The organism is Stenotrophomonas sp. KH_052 (genome assembly GCF_057838755.1).
Window position 1 is genome coordinate 4180876 of the sequence record NZ_CM174475.1, and the last position, 14692, is coordinate 4195567.

Sequence of the window (14692 nt, forward strand, 5' to 3'; positions counted from 1 at the left end):
CCCATGACCCTCGTCCGCCAGGGAAGCACCTACCTCGTCATCGGGCTCATGCAGCTGCTGGTTGACTGGCTGGTGTTCGTTGTCACCACCGCGCTGGGGTTGCCGATAGTACCGGCCAACGTCGCCGGACGCCTGGCCGGGATGCTGCTGGGCTTCTGGCTCAACGGCCGTTACACCTTTGCCGAGGCAGGCACGCACAAACTGGGCTGGAGGCGCTTCGCGCGCTTCTTCGGGCTGTGGCTGCTGTTGACCGTGGCCAGCACACTGCTGGTAAGCCTGGTCGACCACACACTGGGCCTGCAGTACACCTGGCTGGCCAAGCCACTGGTGGAAGGCGGGCTGGCCGGCGCGTCCTTCCTGCTGATGCGCTACGTGGTGTATCGCTGACGCGGCGCAGGGATCGGGATCGGTAGAGTCGACTGTCAGTCGACTGCTCTTCCATCAGACCGCGAAAATCCCGCGCTGCGCGCGATAGTCGACTGACAGTCGACTCTACCCAGTCGGCCCTGCCCCACCAGCCAAACAAAAACGCCGGCGCAGGGCCGGCGTTCTCGTGGATGCAGCGCGAGAAACCTCAGTGCTTGAGGGTCTTGCGCAGGCGCTCCAGCGCCTGCAGCTGGACAACAGCTTCAGCCAGCTTCTGCTGGGCTTCGGCCACTTCCATCGCTTCGCCGCGATTGGCCAGGATGCGCTCGGCTTCTTCCTTGGCCTTGCGGACCGAGGCTTCGTCGATGTCCTGTGCGCGGATCGCGGTGTCGGCCAGCACGGTCACGACCTGCGGCTGCACTTCCAGGATGCCGCCGGAAATGGCGAAATCCAGCTGCTCGCCGTTCGGCGTGGTCACCACCACCTTGCCCGGCTTCAGGCGGGTGATCAGCGGCGCGTGCTTGGGCGCGATGCCCAGTTCGCCCAGCTCACCGGTGGCCACGACCAGGGTCGCTTCACCACGGAAGATTTCCTGCTCGGCGCTGACGATGTCGCAACGGATGGTGCTCATGGAACTCTCTTCGCTAGGGGGCGGGTGTTACCAACCGCAGGGGTTTCCGCAGCGGTGGGCGCAGGCCCACCCCGTGTCACGGATGGGACAGGCCGAAGCCTGTCCCCGCCGCATCAGGCCTTCTCGGCCATCTTCTTGGCCTTCTCGACCGCTTCTTCGATGCTGCCGACCATGTAGAACGCCTGCTCCGGCAGGTGGTCGTACTCGCCATCGACGATGGCCTTGAAGCCACGGATGGTGTCCTTCAGCGACACGTACTTGCCCGGCGAGCCGGTGAACACTTCGGCCACGTGGAACGGCTGGCTGAAGAAGCGTTCGATCTTGCGTGCGCGCGACACGGCCTGCTTGTCTTCTTCGGACAGTTCGTCCATGCCCAGGATGGCGATGATGTCCTTCAGTTCCTTGTACTTCTGCAGGGTCTGCTGGACGCGCTGGGCGGTGTCGTAGTGCTCGTGGCCGATGACCAGCGGGTCCATCTGGCGGCTGGTGGAATCCAGCGGGTCGACTGCCGGGTAGATACCCAGCGAGGCGATCGAACGCGACAGGGTCACGGTCGAATCCAGGTGGGCGAAGGTGGTCGCCGGCGACGGATCGGTCAAGTCATCCGCGGGAACGTAGACGGCCTGGATCGAGGTGATCGAACCGTTCTTGGTCGAGGTGATGCGCTCCTGCAGGACGCCCATTTCCTCGGCCAGGGTCGGCTGGTAACCCACTGCCGACGGCATGCGGCCCAGCAGTGCCGACACTTCGGTACCGGCCAGGGTGTAGCGGTAGATGTTGTCGACGAACAGCAGCACGTCCTTGCCCTTGCCGTTCTCGTCCTTCTCGTCGCGGAAGTACTCGGCCATGGTCAGGCCGGTCAGCGCAACGCGCAGACGGTTGCCCGGCGGCTCGTTCATCTGGCCGTACACCATCGCGACCTTGTCCAGGACGTTGGAGTCCTTCATCTCGTGGTAGAAGTCGTTGCCCTCACGGGTACGCTCACCCACGCCGGCGAACACGGACAGACCGCTGTGCGCCTTGGCGATGTTGTTGATCAGTTCCATCATGTTGACGGTCTTGCCGACGCCGGCGCCGCCGAACAGGCCGACCTTGCCGCCCTTGGCGAACGGGCACATCAGGTCGATGACCTTGATGCCGGTTTCCAGCAGCTCGGTGGCCGGGGACTGGTCTTCGTACGACGGCGCGTCGCGGTGGATTTCCCAGCTGTCGCTGGCGGCCACCGGGCCGGCTTCGTCGATCGGACGGCCAAGCACGTCCATGATGCGGCCCAGGGTACCGGCGCCGACCGGCACCGAGATGCCACGGCCGGTGTTGACCGCAACCAGGTTGCGCTTCAGGCCATCGGTGGAACCCAGCGCGATGCAACGGACCACGCCGTCGCCCAGCTGCTGCTGGACTTCAAGGGTGATCTCGGTGTTTTCCACCTTCAGTGCGTCATACACCTTCGGCACCGACTCACGCGGGAATTCGACGTCGACGACGGCGCCGATGATCTGAACGATCTTGCCCTGACTCATTGCTGCATCCTCTAAATGTGTGCTTTGAACGAACGCGGTCAGACTGCTGCCGCGCCGCCGACGATTTCGGAAATTTCCTGGGTGATCGCTGCCTGGCGCGCCTTGTTGTAGACGAGCTGCAGATCGCCGATCAGCTTGTTGGCGTTGTCGCTGGCCGACTTCATCGCGACCATGCGTGCGGCATGTTCGGACGCGACGTTCTCCAGCAGCGCCTGGTACACCAGCGATTCGATGTAACGCGTCATCACGTGCTCGAGCACGGTCGCGGCATCGGGTTCGTACAGGTAGTCCCAGTCGTGATGGGCGACCTGCTTCTCGGCGGCCGGCAACGGCAACAGCTGATCGAAGCTGGCCTTCTGCGTCATCGTATTGATGAAGCGGTTGTAGACCAGGTACACGCGATCGATCTTGCCTTCGGTGAAGGCATCGAGCATGACCTTGATCACGCCGATCAGCGATTCCAGCTTCGGCACGTCACCGATGTGGGTCACGCTGCCGACCATGTTGACCTTGACCCGGCGGAAGAAGGTCGACGCCTTCTGGCCGATCGTCACCATGTCCACTTCGGCACCCTTGTCCTGCCAGGCCTTGGCTTCACCCAGGAGCTTGCGGAACAGGTTGTTGTTGAGGCCGCCAGCCAGGCCGCGATCGGAAGAGATCACGATGAAACCGACCCGCTTGACCTGCTCGCGCTCGACCAGGAACGGATGCTGGTAGTCGGTACTGGCCTGCGCCAGGTGGCCGATCACCTGCTTCATCGCCTGCGCGTACGGACGCGAGGTCTTCATCCGATCCTGCGCCTTGCGGATCTTGGAGGCCGAGACCATTTCCAGGGCGCGCGTCACCTTGCGGGTGTTCTGCACGCTCTTGATCTTGGTTTTGATTTCGCGTCCGCTTGCCATCTTTGATTCCCGTAGAGCGGGGCTCTGCCCCACTGCATTCAACGGTGTGGCGGGGCCAGGCCCCGCCACACGTTCGTCTTACCAGCTGCCGGTGGTCTTGAACTCGGCGATGCCCTTCTTGAAGGCACCTTCGATGTCGTTGTCCCAACCGCCGGTGGCGTTGACCTTGTTGATCAGCTCGCCCTGGGTGTTGGCGAAGTGGGCGTGCAGGCCTTCTTCGAACGCCAGCAGCTTGTTGACCGGCACGTCGTCGAGGTAGCCCTCGTTGACGGCGTAGATCGACAGCGCCTGGTTGGCGATCGACATCGGCGCGTACTGCTTCTGCTTCATCAGCTCGGTGACGCGCTGGCCACGCTCCAGCTGCTTGCGGGTCGCTTCGTCCAGGTCCGAGGCGAACTGCGCGAACGCAGCCAGCTCACGGTACTGGGCCAGCGAGATGCGGATGCCGCCCGACAGCTTCTTGATGATCTTGGTCTGGGCCGAGCCACCGACGCGCGACACCGAGATACCGGCGTTCACGGCCGGGCGGATGCCGGCGTTGAACAGGTCGGTTTCCAGGAAGATCTGGCCGTCGGTGATCGAGATCACGTTGGTCGGAACGAACGCGGAAACGTCGCCCGCCTGGGTTTCGATGATCGGCAGCGCGGTCAGCGAACCGGTCTTGCCGGTGACCTTGCCTTCGGTGAACTTCTCGACGTACTCCTCGGACACGCGGGCAGCGCGCTCGAGCAGACGGGAGTGCAGGTAGAACACGTCACCCGGGTAGGCTTCACGGCCCGGCGGGCGCTTCAGCAGCAGCGAGATCTGGCGGTAGGCAACGGCCTGCTTGGACAGATCGTCGTACACGATCAGCGCGTCTTCGCCGCGGTCCATGAAGTACTCACCCATGGTGCAGCCCGAGTAGGCGCTGATGTACTGCATGGCAGCCGATTCGGAAGCAGTGGCGGCAACCACGACGGTGTGTGCCAGCGCGCCGTTCTCTTCAAGCTTGCGCACGATGTTGGCGATGGTCGAAGCCTTCTGGCCGATCGCAACGTACACGCACTTGATGCCGGTGCCCTTCTGGTTGATCACCGCATCGATGGCCATCGCGGTCTTGCCGGTCTGGCGGTCGCCGATGATCAGCTCACGCTGGCCACGGCCGATCGGGATCATCGAGTCGACCGACTTGTAACCGGTCTGCACCGGCTGGTCGACCGACTTGCGCCAGATCACGCCCGGTGCAACGCGCTCCACCGGAGCGGTCAGGTCGGTACCCAGCGGGCCCTTGCCATCGATCGGCTCGCCCAGGGCATTGACGACGCGGCCCAGCAGTTCCGGACCAACCGGCACTTCCAGGATGCGGCCGGTGGTCTTGGCAACGTCGCCTTCGCGCAGGTGCTCGTAGCCGCCCAGGACCACGGCGCCGACCGAGTCGCGCTCCAGGTTCAGGGCCAGGGCGAAGCTGTTGTTCGGCAGTTCGATCATTTCGCCCTGCATCACGTCGGCCAGACCGAAGATGCGCACGATGCCGTCGGACACGCTGGTCACGGTGCCTTCGTTGCGCGATTCCGCGGCCAGCTTGACCTTCTCGATGCGGTTCTTGATCAGTTCGCTGATTTCGGAGGGGTTGAGCGTGGTTGCCATCGTCAAGTCCTAGTGCCGGCAGCGGGGCCGGACGTTAAATGAATTCAGTTAGCGAGCGCGGTCTGCAGACGGGCCAGCTTGCCCTTCAGCGAACCATCGATGACCACGTCACCGGCGTCGATCACGGCGCCACCGATCAGCGAGGCGTCGACCGCGGTGGTCACTTCGACCTCGCGGTTGAAGCGCTTGCGCAGCGCGGTCTTGATCGCGTCCAGTTCACCGGCCGAGAGTTCGGCGGCAGAGGTCACGTTGGCCTTGACCACGTGCTCGGCATCGGCGCGCAGGGCGTCGAACATGCCGGAGATTTCCGGCAGCAGCGGCAGACGATGCGATTCGGCCAGGATGGCCAGGAAGCGCGAGTAGGTCTCGCCGTGGGTCACCGGCGCCAGCAGGGCGACGGCGTCGTCACGGCCCAGCTCCGGGTTGGCGAGCAGGGCCGCCACGCGCGGGTCGGCGGCGACGTGGGCGGAGAACGCGAGGGCGTCCGACCACGGCGCGAACGCGCCTTCGTCGCGCGCGGTCGCGAACGCGGCGCGGGCGTACGGGCGGGCAAGCGTGAGGGCCTGGCTCATACTTAGATCTCCGAGGCCAGCTCGTCGAGCAGCGCCTTGTGGGCGTTGGCGTCGATTTCGCGCTTGAGCAGCTTTTCGGCACCGGTCACGGCCAGCGCGGACACCTGCTTGCGCAGATCTTCACGGGCACGATTGGCGGCGGCGTCGATCTCAGCCTGGGCCAGATCCTTCTGACGGGTGGCTTCGGTGATCGCTTCGGTACGGGCAGCATCAACGATCTGGTTGGCACGCGCGTGGGCCTGATCGATGATCTCGTTGGCCTTGGTGCGGGCTTCCTTCAGCGCTTCGTTGACCTTCTCCTGCGCCTGGGCCAGATCTTTCTGGCTGCGGTCGGCAGCAGCGAGGCCTTCAGCAATCTTCTGCTGGCGCTCTTCGATCGCGTTCATCAGCGGCGGCCAGATCTTGGTCGCGATGATCCAGATGAGACCAGCGAAGGCGAGCGCCTGCGCAAGAAGGGTGAAATTGATATTCATGGTTAGCTCGATCGCTGGTTTCGGGGTGGACGCGCCGCCGAAGCGGCGCATCCGGCCTTCATCCGAAACCGGGTGCATCAGCACCCGGTCGTCTCAAACCGCTGTATCAGCCGGCCAGAGCCTTGGTGACGGCGCCAGCAAAGGCAGCCGACAGCGGGTTGGCGAAGGCCAGCAGCAGGCCGACGGCGACCGAGATGATGAACGCGGCGTCGATCAGGCCAGCGGTGATGAACATGCGCACCTGCAGGACCGGGATCAGTTCCGGCTGGCGGGCGGCCGACTCCAGGAACTTACCAGCCATGATGGCCAGACCCAGACCGGCGCCCAGCGCGGCCAGGCCGATCATGATGCCGACGGCAAGGGCGGTGGAGCTCTGAATCTGCGCGAAGTTGGTCAGGACGGCGAAGTACATGGTTATCTCCAGGAACTTAAGTTGCTAAGGGTGATGAAACGGATGAAGGTTGAAACGCGTTGAAGCTTGAAACTCAGTGAGCGTCTTCCGACAGGCTCAGGTACACGATCGACAGCATCATGAAGATGAAGGCCTGCAGCGGGATCACCAGCAGGTGGAACAGCATCCAGCCGAGGCCGAACGCACCACCGGCAATGGCACCGAAGAAACCGGCACCACCCAGCACCCAGATCAGCAGGAACACGATTTCGCCGCCGAACATGTTGCCGAACAGTCGCATCGCCAGAGAAATCGGCTTGCTCAGCCACTCGACGATGTTGAGGATCAGGTTGAACGGCATCATCCACTTGCCGAACGGCGCCGTCAGGAATTCCTTGATGAAGCCGAGCAGGCCCTTGGACTTCAGCGCGAAGAACAGCATCAGGAAGAACACGCTGAAGGCCATGCCCAGGGTGGCATTGACGTCAGCGGTCGGCACCGGCTTCCAGTAGTGGACGCCCGCCCATTCCAGCGGCTTGGCGATGAAATCGGCCGGGATCATCTTCAGCAGATTCATCATCAGGATCCAGAAGAAGATCGTGATGGCGATCGGCGTCACCAGCTTGCTCTTGCCGTGGTAGGTGTCCTTGGCCTGGCGGTCGACGAACTCCAGGCAGATCTCGACGAAAGCCTGCCACTTGCCCGGCACGCCGGCGGTGGCCTTGCGGGTTCCCAGCCAGAACGCGACAACAATCACCAGGCCCATCAGGACCGCGGTGAGGAAGGTGTCGACGTGGATGTGCCAGAACATACCCTCACCCTTGCCGACCGGCGCGGTCAGGTTGTGCAGGTGATGCTGGATGTAGCTGGTAGGGGTTAGAGCCTCGCCCGCCATGTGTCCGGAACCTTAGTTAATTGAATTCTGTCAACGCCTGGCCATGGCCAGGACCTGGAACATCAGACCGACGGCGATACCGGCCAACAGCGCCAATGCAGGCAGCTTGAAGACCAGGAACCCCACCAGCAGGACGCCGAATACCACCACCCACTTGGCGACGATCGCAATGATCAGGCGAGCCATCGCCGATCCTGCGGCCAGTGCCCCACCGCCCAGTGCCATCCGTGCCGCAACCCAGCCACCGGCCGAAATGGCCACACCGGACGCCAGCGCGCCGAGGGCATACTTCGGACCAACCAGCAGGAAGGCCAGGGCCAGGACAGCCACTGCGGCCAGCGGGTAGACCGCGGCGCGCAGCATCAGTCGCCGACCCGCATCAACGGAGTTCAGCACAGGACGTCCCGCGTGGTTGCAAGTGGAAGGCTGAGGCGACTACAGCAAGGGGGGCCTCATCGAGCCGCCAAATTATAGCAATGGGACAATTTGCGAGACAACCGCTGCCTGTTCATCCCGGGAAGCCGCAAGTTGCGGTAGCGCTTACATTTTTGCGTGCCACCCGGGGGACAATGACGTCCGCGCGATGTTGCAGCGCAGCATTGAACTTTGGTCGCAGGCCACGGAACTTTCGCCGCAGCGTGCCGGTCCGATCTTTCGACCTGCCTGCAGCAACCTCGTCGACGCTTCGCCCCGCAGGTCCCACGATGGCCCCGAAGCCCCGCTCCGGGGCCATCTTTTTTGCATCGTCGCGACAGCGCTGAACCGTGCACATGCCGTGGACCATACGTTCACGGATGGTGGACGGCGCCGTCCGGCACAGTGGTCTTCATTCTGATGAACCACTGCAAGGACTCTTCGATGCGCCCCGTACCCACCCTGCTCGCCCTTTCTCTGCTCGCCGCCGGCGCTTCGTTCGCCACAGCCGCCCACGCCGCTGAAGGCGATGACCGCTTCGCCCTGCGCCTGGGTGCGATGAACATCGACTCGGACAACACCCTTCGCGGCAAGACCAACGTCGCCGGCCAGGACATCGGTTTCTCCGAGGACTTCAAGCTGGGGGGCAAGGAATGGGAGCCGCGCATCGACGGCATGTTCCGCATCAGCAACCGCCAGCGCCTGCTGTTCAACTACTTCAAGTACGACAAGGACCGCCGCGAGACCCTTGGCCAGGACATTTCCTTCGGTGACGTCAACGTGCCGTCCGGCAGCTTCGTCAAGGGCGAGCTGAAGTACCAGGTCGCCAGCCTGGTCTATGACTACTCGGTGGTGGACACCGATACCTTCGACCTCGGCCTGCAGCTGGGTGCCGAGTACGCCAAGGTCAGCAGCAAGGCCTACGCCGATCTGGGTACCGTCTATGAGGGACAGTTCCTCAACGAGAAGACCGACGGCGTCGCTCCGGTGGTTGGTGCGCGCCTGAGCTTCACGCCGTCGGAGAAGTGGATGATCACGCTGCAGGGCCAGTACCTCAACACCCGCTGGGGCAGCTTCGATGACTACAAGGGCGACTTGAGCCGCGCCAACGCCATCGTCGATTACCGCTTCACGAAGAACTTCGGTGTGTTCGCTGGCTACGACTGGTTCAAGCTCGACGCGGACAAGAAGGGCAGCGACGGCACCATCGGCCTGAAGCAGGAGTTCAAGGGCCCTGTGGCCGGCGTCAGCTTCGTGTTCTGATCCCCCGCCCCTTCCACGGCACTCTCTCTCCTGGCGCGGCCTCCGGAACATCGGGGCCGCGCTTTTTCTTTGCATCGTCGAGCAGAGAAGTAGGTTGGTCGAGCGCTGGGGGGAGAGGGGCTTGCGTGCGAATGTCCCCCGGCGCCGGCCTGCGGCCGTCACCTCCTCCTTTACTTCGCACGCAAGCCCCTCTCCCCCCGCGTGTCAGGCATCCACGCGGCCTTTGCAGTGGCAGTGGCTCTACTTTCCGCAAGCCGAGCCGCTGCGCGGGTGGCAGGCATTTCGACAAAGTAAAGGAGGAGGCGACCGCCGCAGGCGGGCGACGGGGGACATTTGTCGAAATGCCTGCCACCCGCGCAGTGGCCCGGACCCTCGCGATGACAACAGCCGAAGACCTCCCCGCAGCCAACAAAAAAGTGCCGGTGTCAAGTCTTTCGCGCAAATCAAGAAGGACTTGAAACCGTATATGGGACAGTAGGTTAGCTCCTTTCGGGGCCGCTTAGAAGAAGAGCGGCGTTGTCGGCTAGGAGCGACATAGGAGCGTTGGGAGAGAAAGCCGCATCGCACTGTGTAGTGCTGGATTGCCGAGGAACGGCGGGCCTGTCGCATCATCATAGCCCAACAGGCTCGGCGGCATCCAGAATGAAGAACGCGCAGCCTGGGCTGCGCGTTCGATGGATGCCGTTGAATAGCATGCGGTGCAATCATGGCGGCTTCGGTGGTGTGCTGCGGGTCGCCGTGCCCTTCCTGAATCCTCGATCCCCCGCCATGAACGCTTCCAGCATATGCGGGATCAGCGTCGCCGCATCAACGGCCTCGCCATACGCCTGCGCGTGTAGCGCGGCGTAGCGGTCGAGGTCGGCTTTCAAGCTGGTCGGGCAAACGAAAGTCAGCTTGGTGCTCTCGGTCTTCGGCAGCGGGCCGAGCCGCAGCTTCTTGGTCGTGCTCATCGTGAAGTCCCCCGGTTGAAGAACAGCGGCTGGTACCGCCGCAGCACCAGATCCCGGTTGACGATGATGCGAACCGGCAGGCCCGGCCGTTGCGTTAAGGTCGGCTGGATGTTGAGGTTGCGCCGGGTCATCTCCTGGCCGACCTGATTGATGCTGTCCTGCGCGCTGTCGCGCCCAGCGATGATGACGCGATCACCATCCTGCCGGTTCTCCGGCGCGGCCAGCTCGGCACCGACGCCCAGCAGCGTGGTGAGTGCCGCACCGGCAAAGATGCGGCCCCAGTGGTAGTCCACATCGTCCTCCAGCCCGGCATAGCCGGCTGGGTCGGTGCCGGCCAGGTTGTCGAGCGTGAGCGAAGACGTGTCCGGCAGGATGATCCGGTTCCAGACGACTTGAACGCGGCTCTGCCCGTAGCTGACCTGGCTGTTGTATTTGCCCAGGATGCGCGAACCCTGCGGAATCAGCAGGAAGCGCCCGGAGGCTGTGTCATAGACCGGCTCCGTCACCGTGGCGATCACGTCGCCGGGCAAGTCCGACTTAATCCCCGTCACCAAGGCACCTGCGACCACCGTTCCGGCCATGACCTGATACGGCGAAGTTGGCAGGGTCAGATTGCCGGAATTACGGGTTTCAGTGGAGCCACCTTTCAAGAAAGCCTCTTTATGGTCTTGCCGGTTTTGCACCGCTGTCGGGTCAGCAGGCTGGGCCGCCGTGGAGACCGGCCCGGCCGCCAGCGGGTCAAACACCGCATTGGCGGCGAAGCCCGGCGCAGCGGCCACCTGTGTCTGCGCCACCGGCGCCGCATTCTGCCCTCCCGAGCGGAAGAACACGGACGAGGCCGCGGCCGCTTCGGCTTCTTTGCGCAGAGCATCGTTCGGGTCGTGGCCGGGGGCCGCGTAGGCGGCCGTCGCCGGCTGCTGCGACTTCACGATGGCCGGGCCAAGATCGCCCGGCAGCGGCGGCCCCAGTTCGGGAACGGCAGGCGGCAACGCCGGCGGCAGCTTGGAGTAGTCCGTCGGCAGCGCATCCAGTCCTTCAGACTTCGAGACACGATCGACGTTGTAAAGCTCGGTCTGCTCGCCCGCACCGCGCCGCTGAGGTTGCAGCGACCACATCACCGCGCCGAGCACGGCCACCGCCAGGACGCCGGCGAGGATGGCCAGCGTGCGCCGATTCAGGCGCGTGACCGGGCGCGGCTGGGCGCGAAGCGCGACCGCCTCGGGAGCGATCTTGCCCGCCGCCTGCGGCGCGGCAAGGTCGGGAGTGTCATCCTGGCTCATGGTCAGTTCCTCCGCGCAACGCCATCGGTGCGCTCGATCCGCACCACGTCGCCGCCGTCGCCGCCCAGCCGCAGTTCGGCCGCGCCGAACAGGCGATCCACGACGTAGTACGGCGCGCGGAAACGGTAGTTCACCAATTGCCCGTCGCCCTGCGCGCCGATGACAAACAGCGGCGGCAACTCGCCCTGGGCGATGCCCGCCGGAAACTGGATATAGACCTTCTCTCCATCATCGAAGGCGCGTAGCGGCTTCCACGGCGGGTTGCTGCCCGATACCGCGTAGCGGAAGCGGATCTTGTCCAGCGACAGGCCCGTATCGACAGGCGTTGTCGCCTGCGCAGCCTGCGCCTGGCGCTGCAACGCGAGCATCCGGTCTTTCGGGTAGTCCCAGGATACCGACGCCATCCATGCCTTCTCGGTCGAGGTCAGCTCCAGCAGGTAGGTGCGCCGACTGGTGGTGATGACGAGATTGGTTTTCAGGCCGGAACGGATGGGCTTGACCAGCACATTGACGCGCAGATCGGCCCCGCCGCCGCTGGACGTGTCGCCCACGATCCAGCGCACGGTATCGCCGGCGGCGACCGTCACCAGTTCCTCGCCCGGTTGAAGCGAAACCACCGTCACGCGCCCCGGCGACGCATAGACCTGATAAAGCGCGCCATCGGTGAACGGCCACACCTGAATCGCGTTGACGTAGCCCTCACGGGTAGGCGCGATACGCGCTTCTGCATTGGCACGGGAAACGCGCACCTTTTCGTCGGCCGGCTCCGGCGCAACGGGGGCCTCATCGAGTTCCGGCAGCGGCTTCAACTGCGCCGGCAGCGCCAGCGGTTCAGGGACGGCGACGACTTCGACGGGCTTGGGCGGTTCGGGCAATGGCTGGGCCAGCACCGGCTCGTCGAGCGAGATGGACGGCGGCGGCTTGCCCTGCGAGGCGCAGCCCGCGAGGGCCAGCAGCGTCAAAGGAAAAACGTAAAGGCAGAAACGAAGTTTCATGGTTTGGCTCCTTCGGAAGAATCCAGTTCGCGGCTCCATGACAGGCCGTTGACGTAGATACCCAATGGGTTCTTGCGCAAGCGCTGTTCAGTACGCGGGGTTTGCAGGACGGTCGAAAGCACGGCGTTCCAGCGTTCGGTGCCGGCGGGCGCACCGTTGACATAGCGCTGCTCTGTCCAGCGCACGTTGAAAGACGTGTCGCTGGCGCGAACCACGCTGGTGATTTGCACCGTTACCGATTCCTTGCCGATGCGGGCGAATGGGTCATTGGTGCGGGCGTAGTCGTTGAGCACCGCCGCGCCCTTGTCGGTGGTGTAGTCGTAGGCATCGAGCCAGTTCTGCCGCACCACGATGGGGTCGATGGACAGCGAGCGAACCAGCGTCACGAAGCGCGCCAGGTGGTGCGCGATCTGCGCGTCGCCGGGCCGATACGGCGTAGCGGCCTTACCTACAGCGCGCACCTGCCCGGCCTGATCGACCTCGATGACATAGGGCGTCACGATGGACTGCGCCGAGCGCCACACCAGGCCGCCGGCCATCAACAGCGCGAGCACTAGGCAGCCGAAGGCCATCAGGCGCCAATTCTTCGCCTGCACGCGGGCGGAGCCGATACGGTCGTCCCACACCTGGGCGGCGGCTTGATACGGGGTGGCAGGCTGCGGCGTATCGGCGTAGCGCACCTGCGGTCGTTTGAATCGCATGGGTGTTCTCCTTGAAGGTTAGGTATCGGAATCCCGCAGGCTCGGGCCTTGCCCGGAGCCGCCGCCGTCGCCCCCGCGCAGCGTGTGGGCGGCAGTGGTCGCGGCATGGGTAGCCTGCTGGCGGCGGTGCATCCGCTTGGCCCAGGCCGGTTGCTCTTGCTTCTGCGAGCCTGCGGTGCCGTCTGCGGTCTGGCCGCGGCCAGCACCGTCGCTGCCGGCTTCTGTGCCGTTCCAGCCAGCGCGGAAGGAGTCGGCCACCTTCTGCCCAACAGCGGAAGCACCAGAGGTGACGCTGCGGCCTGCGGCTTGTGCGCCGGTCTTGGCGACATTGCCGAGGCCAGCCGCCGCGCCCTTGGCACCGCCGCCGGCCGCAGCGGAACCGGCCTGGAACGCCGATCGGGCACTGCCGGCCGCCGAAGTCGCGGCACGCGCGCCGGCACCGGCCAGCTTTGCGGCCGCCGGGGCCATTCGTGCCCCAGCCATGACGGCGCCGCCCACTCCCGTTGCGGCGGCTCCGATGGCAACGCCGGTGCCGACAGCCCCGACCGCAGCACCAGCCATCGCGCCCGCACCAAGCTGTGGCGCACCGGACACCAGGCCGGTGGCGATACCGGGGCCGAAAATGCCCAGCGCCAGCAGCGCGAGCGAGGCCAGCATCACGACCAGCGCGTGGTCGATTGATGGTTCGTCGGGATGTACCTGGAACTCGGCAAACAGCCCGGAACCAATGCCGACGATGACGGCCAGCACCAAGACCTTGATGCCTGACGACACCACGTTGCCTAGCACCTTTTCCGCGAGGAACGAGGTCTTGTTCCAGAGTGCAAACGGGATCAAGACGAAGCCGGCGAGCGTAGTCAGTTTGAACTCGATCAGCGTGATGAAAAGCTGTACGGCCAGCACGAAGAAGCAGAGGATCACCACCAGCCAGGCGATGAACAGAACCACGATAGGGTCGATGTTCACGAACACCTCGGGGAACCCAGCCATGTCCCCGATCTGTTCCAGAATCGGCGCGGCTGCGTCGATGCCGGTCTTCGCCAGCCGGCCCGGCTGAAGAAAGTTCTCCATCGTGATGGCCGAGCCGGTAGCGGTGATTCCCAAGCCGGCGAACGAGCGGAACACGATGCTCGCCAGCCAGTTGAAGTTGCCGATGATGTAGGCGAACGCGCCGACATAGAGCACCTTGCGCAGCAGCTTGGCGATCACGTCGTCGCCCTGGCCGGTGGCGTGGCTCATGGCCCAATACAGGCCAGCGATCGTCATGTCGATGACGATGAGCGTGGCGGTGAGAAATGCCACTTCGCCCTGCAATAAGCCGAAGCCCGAGTCGATGTAGCGCGAGAACGTATCGAGGAAACGGTCGATGATGGTCACGTCGTTCATGGCGAATCCTCGGGCGGAGTGAGCGGAACGGCGCCCTCTGGCAATTCATCTGCGGGCGTATCGAAGCTCGGCGGAATCGGCGGGAGTTCAGCCAGCGAGTTGTATTCATCCGGCCCGGTATGGCCGGCGAAGAAGCGCCGCCGGAAGGCTTCGGCGGCGGCGCGGCAGGCATCCTCGCCCATGGCCTGCCGGTCGACCGCGCATTGCCCGCGCAACGCCTTGAGCCGCACCGGATCTGCGGCCAGGGCGTCGGCCAGGTTCTCGGCCGGCTGCTGGCCGCACGCGGTCAGCAGCACGGCCAGCAGGACGGAAGCGCATCGCATGGCC

The 14692-nt window shown here is 64.6% G+C and carries 17 protein-coding genes; 2 read left to right on the forward strand and 15 right to left on the reverse strand.

Translation table 11 applies throughout. The features are described 5' to 3' along the window. The first annotated feature begins 3 nt into the window (after positions 1-3). A complete protein-coding gene (locus AC3ITW_RS19100) occupies positions 4-387 on the forward strand; it encodes a GtrA family protein (protein WP_006394401.1) in 384 nt (127 codons plus the stop codon). Between the two features lie 187 nt (positions 388-574). On the opposite strand, the gene AC3ITW_RS19105 is transcribed toward AC3ITW_RS19100, so the two are convergent. The 9 genes from AC3ITW_RS19105 to AC3ITW_RS19145 all read right to left on the reverse strand — a co-directional run bounded on the left by AC3ITW_RS19105 (position 575) and on the right by AC3ITW_RS19145 (position 7772). Beyond that, the gene (locus AC3ITW_RS19105; protein WP_005411127.1) at positions 575-997 is read right to left on the reverse strand and encodes a F0F1 ATP synthase subunit epsilon; all 423 of its coding nucleotides are present in this window, start codon (positions 995-997) and stop codon (positions 575-577) included. Between the two features lie 113 nt (positions 998-1110). Beyond that, positions 1111-2517, reverse strand: a complete 1407-nt coding sequence (gene atpD / locus AC3ITW_RS19110) for a F0F1 ATP synthase subunit beta (protein WP_006394537.1) — start codon at positions 2515-2517, stop codon at positions 1111-1113. A gap of 38 nt (positions 2518-2555) precedes the next feature. Continuing rightward, positions 2556-3419, reverse strand: coding sequence for a F0F1 ATP synthase subunit gamma (gene atpG, locus AC3ITW_RS19115; protein ID WP_006394538.1), 864 nt, complete (start codon positions 3417-3419; stop codon positions 2556-2558). Positions 3420-3497: 78 nt separating this feature from the next. Next, positions 3498-5045, reverse strand: coding sequence for a F0F1 ATP synthase subunit alpha (atpA, locus tag AC3ITW_RS19120; protein WP_012512168.1), 1548 nt, complete (start codon positions 5043-5045; stop codon positions 3498-3500). Between the two features lie 44 nt (positions 5046-5089). Next, positions 5090-5617, reverse strand: a complete 528-nt coding sequence (locus AC3ITW_RS19125; RefSeq protein WP_012512169.1) for a F0F1 ATP synthase subunit delta — start codon at positions 5615-5617, stop codon at positions 5090-5092. 2 nt (positions 5618-5619) lie between these two features. Next, positions 5620-6090 (reverse strand): F0F1 ATP synthase subunit B, encoded by a 471-nt coding sequence (locus AC3ITW_RS19130; RefSeq protein WP_012512170.1) that lies wholly within the window; start codon positions 6088-6090, stop codon positions 5620-5622. A gap of 106 nt (positions 6091-6196) precedes the next feature. After that, positions 6197-6502 carry a F0F1 ATP synthase subunit C gene (gene atpE, locus AC3ITW_RS19135; RefSeq protein ID WP_005411133.1) on the reverse strand — a complete coding sequence of 102 codons (306 nt, stop codon included), beginning with the start codon at positions 6500-6502 and terminating at the stop codon, positions 6197-6199. A 73-nt stretch (positions 6503-6575) separates the two neighbouring features. Next, positions 6576-7376: a F0F1 ATP synthase subunit A gene (gene atpB / locus AC3ITW_RS19140; protein ID WP_006394651.1), complete on the reverse strand. Its 801-nt coding sequence runs from the start codon at positions 7374-7376 to the stop codon at positions 6576-6578. A 30-nt stretch (positions 7377-7406) separates the two neighbouring features. Then, complete coding sequence (locus AC3ITW_RS19145) at positions 7407-7772, reverse strand: hypothetical protein (RefSeq protein ID WP_006394654.1); 366 nt, start codon at positions 7770-7772, stop codon at positions 7407-7409. Between the two features lie 462 nt (positions 7773-8234). Here AC3ITW_RS19145 and AC3ITW_RS19150 point away from each other — a divergent pair, with 462 nt between their 5' ends. Then, positions 8235-9053, forward strand: coding sequence for a hypothetical protein (locus AC3ITW_RS19150; protein ID WP_012512171.1), 819 nt, complete (start codon positions 8235-8237; stop codon positions 9051-9053). Positions 9054-9757: 704 nt separating this feature from the next. Here AC3ITW_RS19150 and AC3ITW_RS19155 read toward each other — a convergent pair. The 6 genes from AC3ITW_RS19155 to AC3ITW_RS19180 are packed head-to-tail and all read right to left on the reverse strand — an operon-like array spanning position 9758 to position 14688. After that, positions 9758-10003: a DUF2274 domain-containing protein gene (locus tag AC3ITW_RS19155; RefSeq protein WP_006378741.1), complete on the reverse strand. Its 246-nt coding sequence runs from the start codon at positions 10001-10003 to the stop codon at positions 9758-9760. Then, positions 10000-11283 carry a TraB/TrbI/VirB10 family type IV secretion system protein gene (locus AC3ITW_RS19160; protein ID WP_016487820.1) on the reverse strand — a complete coding sequence of 428 codons (1284 nt, stop codon included), beginning with the start codon at positions 11281-11283 and terminating at the stop codon, positions 10000-10002. The genes AC3ITW_RS19155 and AC3ITW_RS19160 overlap by 4 nt, the downstream gene beginning before the upstream one ends. A gap of 2 nt (positions 11284-11285) precedes the next feature. After that, on the reverse strand, positions 11286-12278 hold the full coding sequence (gene trbG, locus AC3ITW_RS19165; RefSeq protein WP_016487821.1) for a P-type conjugative transfer protein TrbG: 993 nt from the start codon (positions 12276-12278) through the stop codon (positions 11286-11288). Beyond that, on the reverse strand, positions 12275-12979 hold the full coding sequence (gene trbF / locus AC3ITW_RS19170) for a conjugal transfer protein TrbF (RefSeq protein WP_006378793.1): 705 nt from the start codon (positions 12977-12979) through the stop codon (positions 12275-12277). Before trbF ends, trbG begins: the two co-directional genes overlap by 4 nt. 18 nt (positions 12980-12997) lie before the next feature. Further along, a complete protein-coding gene (gene trbL, locus AC3ITW_RS19175) occupies positions 12998-14365 on the reverse strand; it encodes a P-type conjugative transfer protein TrbL (protein WP_006378795.1) in 1368 nt (455 codons plus the stop codon). Further along, positions 14362-14688 carry a hypothetical protein gene (locus AC3ITW_RS19180; RefSeq protein ID WP_006378798.1) on the reverse strand — a complete coding sequence of 109 codons (327 nt, stop codon included), beginning with the start codon at positions 14686-14688 and terminating at the stop codon, positions 14362-14364. The genes trbL and AC3ITW_RS19180 overlap by 4 nt, the downstream gene beginning before the upstream one ends. Positions 14689-14692 lie beyond the last annotated feature (4 nt).

Coding starts and splice junctions, on each gene's coding strand:
- AC3ITW_RS19100 (WP_006394401.1), top strand. CDS start 4: ATGACCCTCGTCCGCCAGGGAAGCACCTACCTCGTCATCGGGCTCATG.
- AC3ITW_RS19105 (WP_005411127.1), bottom strand. CDS start 997: ATGAGCACCATCCGTTGCGACATCGTCAGCGCCGAGCAGGAAATCTTC.
- atpD (WP_006394537.1), bottom strand. CDS start 2,517: ATGAGTCAGGGCAAGATCGTTCAGATCATCGGCGCCGTCGTCGACGTC.
- atpG (WP_006394538.1), bottom strand. CDS start 3,419: ATGGCAAGCGGACGCGAAATCAAAACCAAGATCAAGAGCGTGCAGAAC.
- atpA (WP_012512168.1), bottom strand. CDS start 5,045: ATGGCAACCACGCTCAACCCCTCCGAAATCAGCGAACTGATCAAGAAC.
- AC3ITW_RS19125 (WP_012512169.1), bottom strand. CDS start 5,617: ATGAGCCAGGCCCTCACGCTTGCCCGCCCGTACGCCCGCGCCGCGTTC.
- AC3ITW_RS19130 (WP_012512170.1), bottom strand. CDS start 6,090: ATGAATATCAATTTCACCCTTCTTGCGCAGGCGCTCGCCTTCGCTGGT.
- atpE (WP_005411133.1), bottom strand. CDS start 6,502: ATGTACTTCGCCGTCCTGACCAACTTCGCGCAGATTCAGAGCTCCACC.
- atpB (WP_006394651.1), bottom strand. CDS start 7,376: ATGGCGGGCGAGGCTCTAACCCCTACCAGCTACATCCAGCATCACCTG.
- AC3ITW_RS19150 (WP_012512171.1), top strand. CDS start 8,235: ATGCGCCCCGTACCCACCCTGCTCGCCCTTTCTCTGCTCGCCGCCGGC.
- AC3ITW_RS19155 (WP_006378741.1), bottom strand. CDS start 10,003: ATGAGCACGACCAAGAAGCTGCGGCTCGGCCCGCTGCCGAAGACCGAG.
- AC3ITW_RS19160 (WP_016487820.1), bottom strand. CDS start 11,283: ATGAGCCAGGATGACACTCCCGACCTTGCCGCGCCGCAGGCGGCGGGC.
- trbG (WP_016487821.1), bottom strand. CDS start 12,278: ATGAAACTTCGTTTCTGCCTTTACGTTTTTCCTTTGACGCTGCTGGCC.
- trbF (WP_006378793.1), bottom strand. CDS start 12,979: ATGCGATTCAAACGACCGCAGGTGCGCTACGCCGATACGCCGCAGCCT.
- trbL (WP_006378795.1), bottom strand. CDS start 14,365: ATGAACGACGTGACCATCATCGACCGTTTCCTCGATACGTTCTCGCGC.
- AC3ITW_RS19180 (WP_006378798.1), bottom strand. CDS start 14,688: ATGCGATGCGCTTCCGTCCTGCTGGCCGTGCTGCTGACCGCGTGCGGC.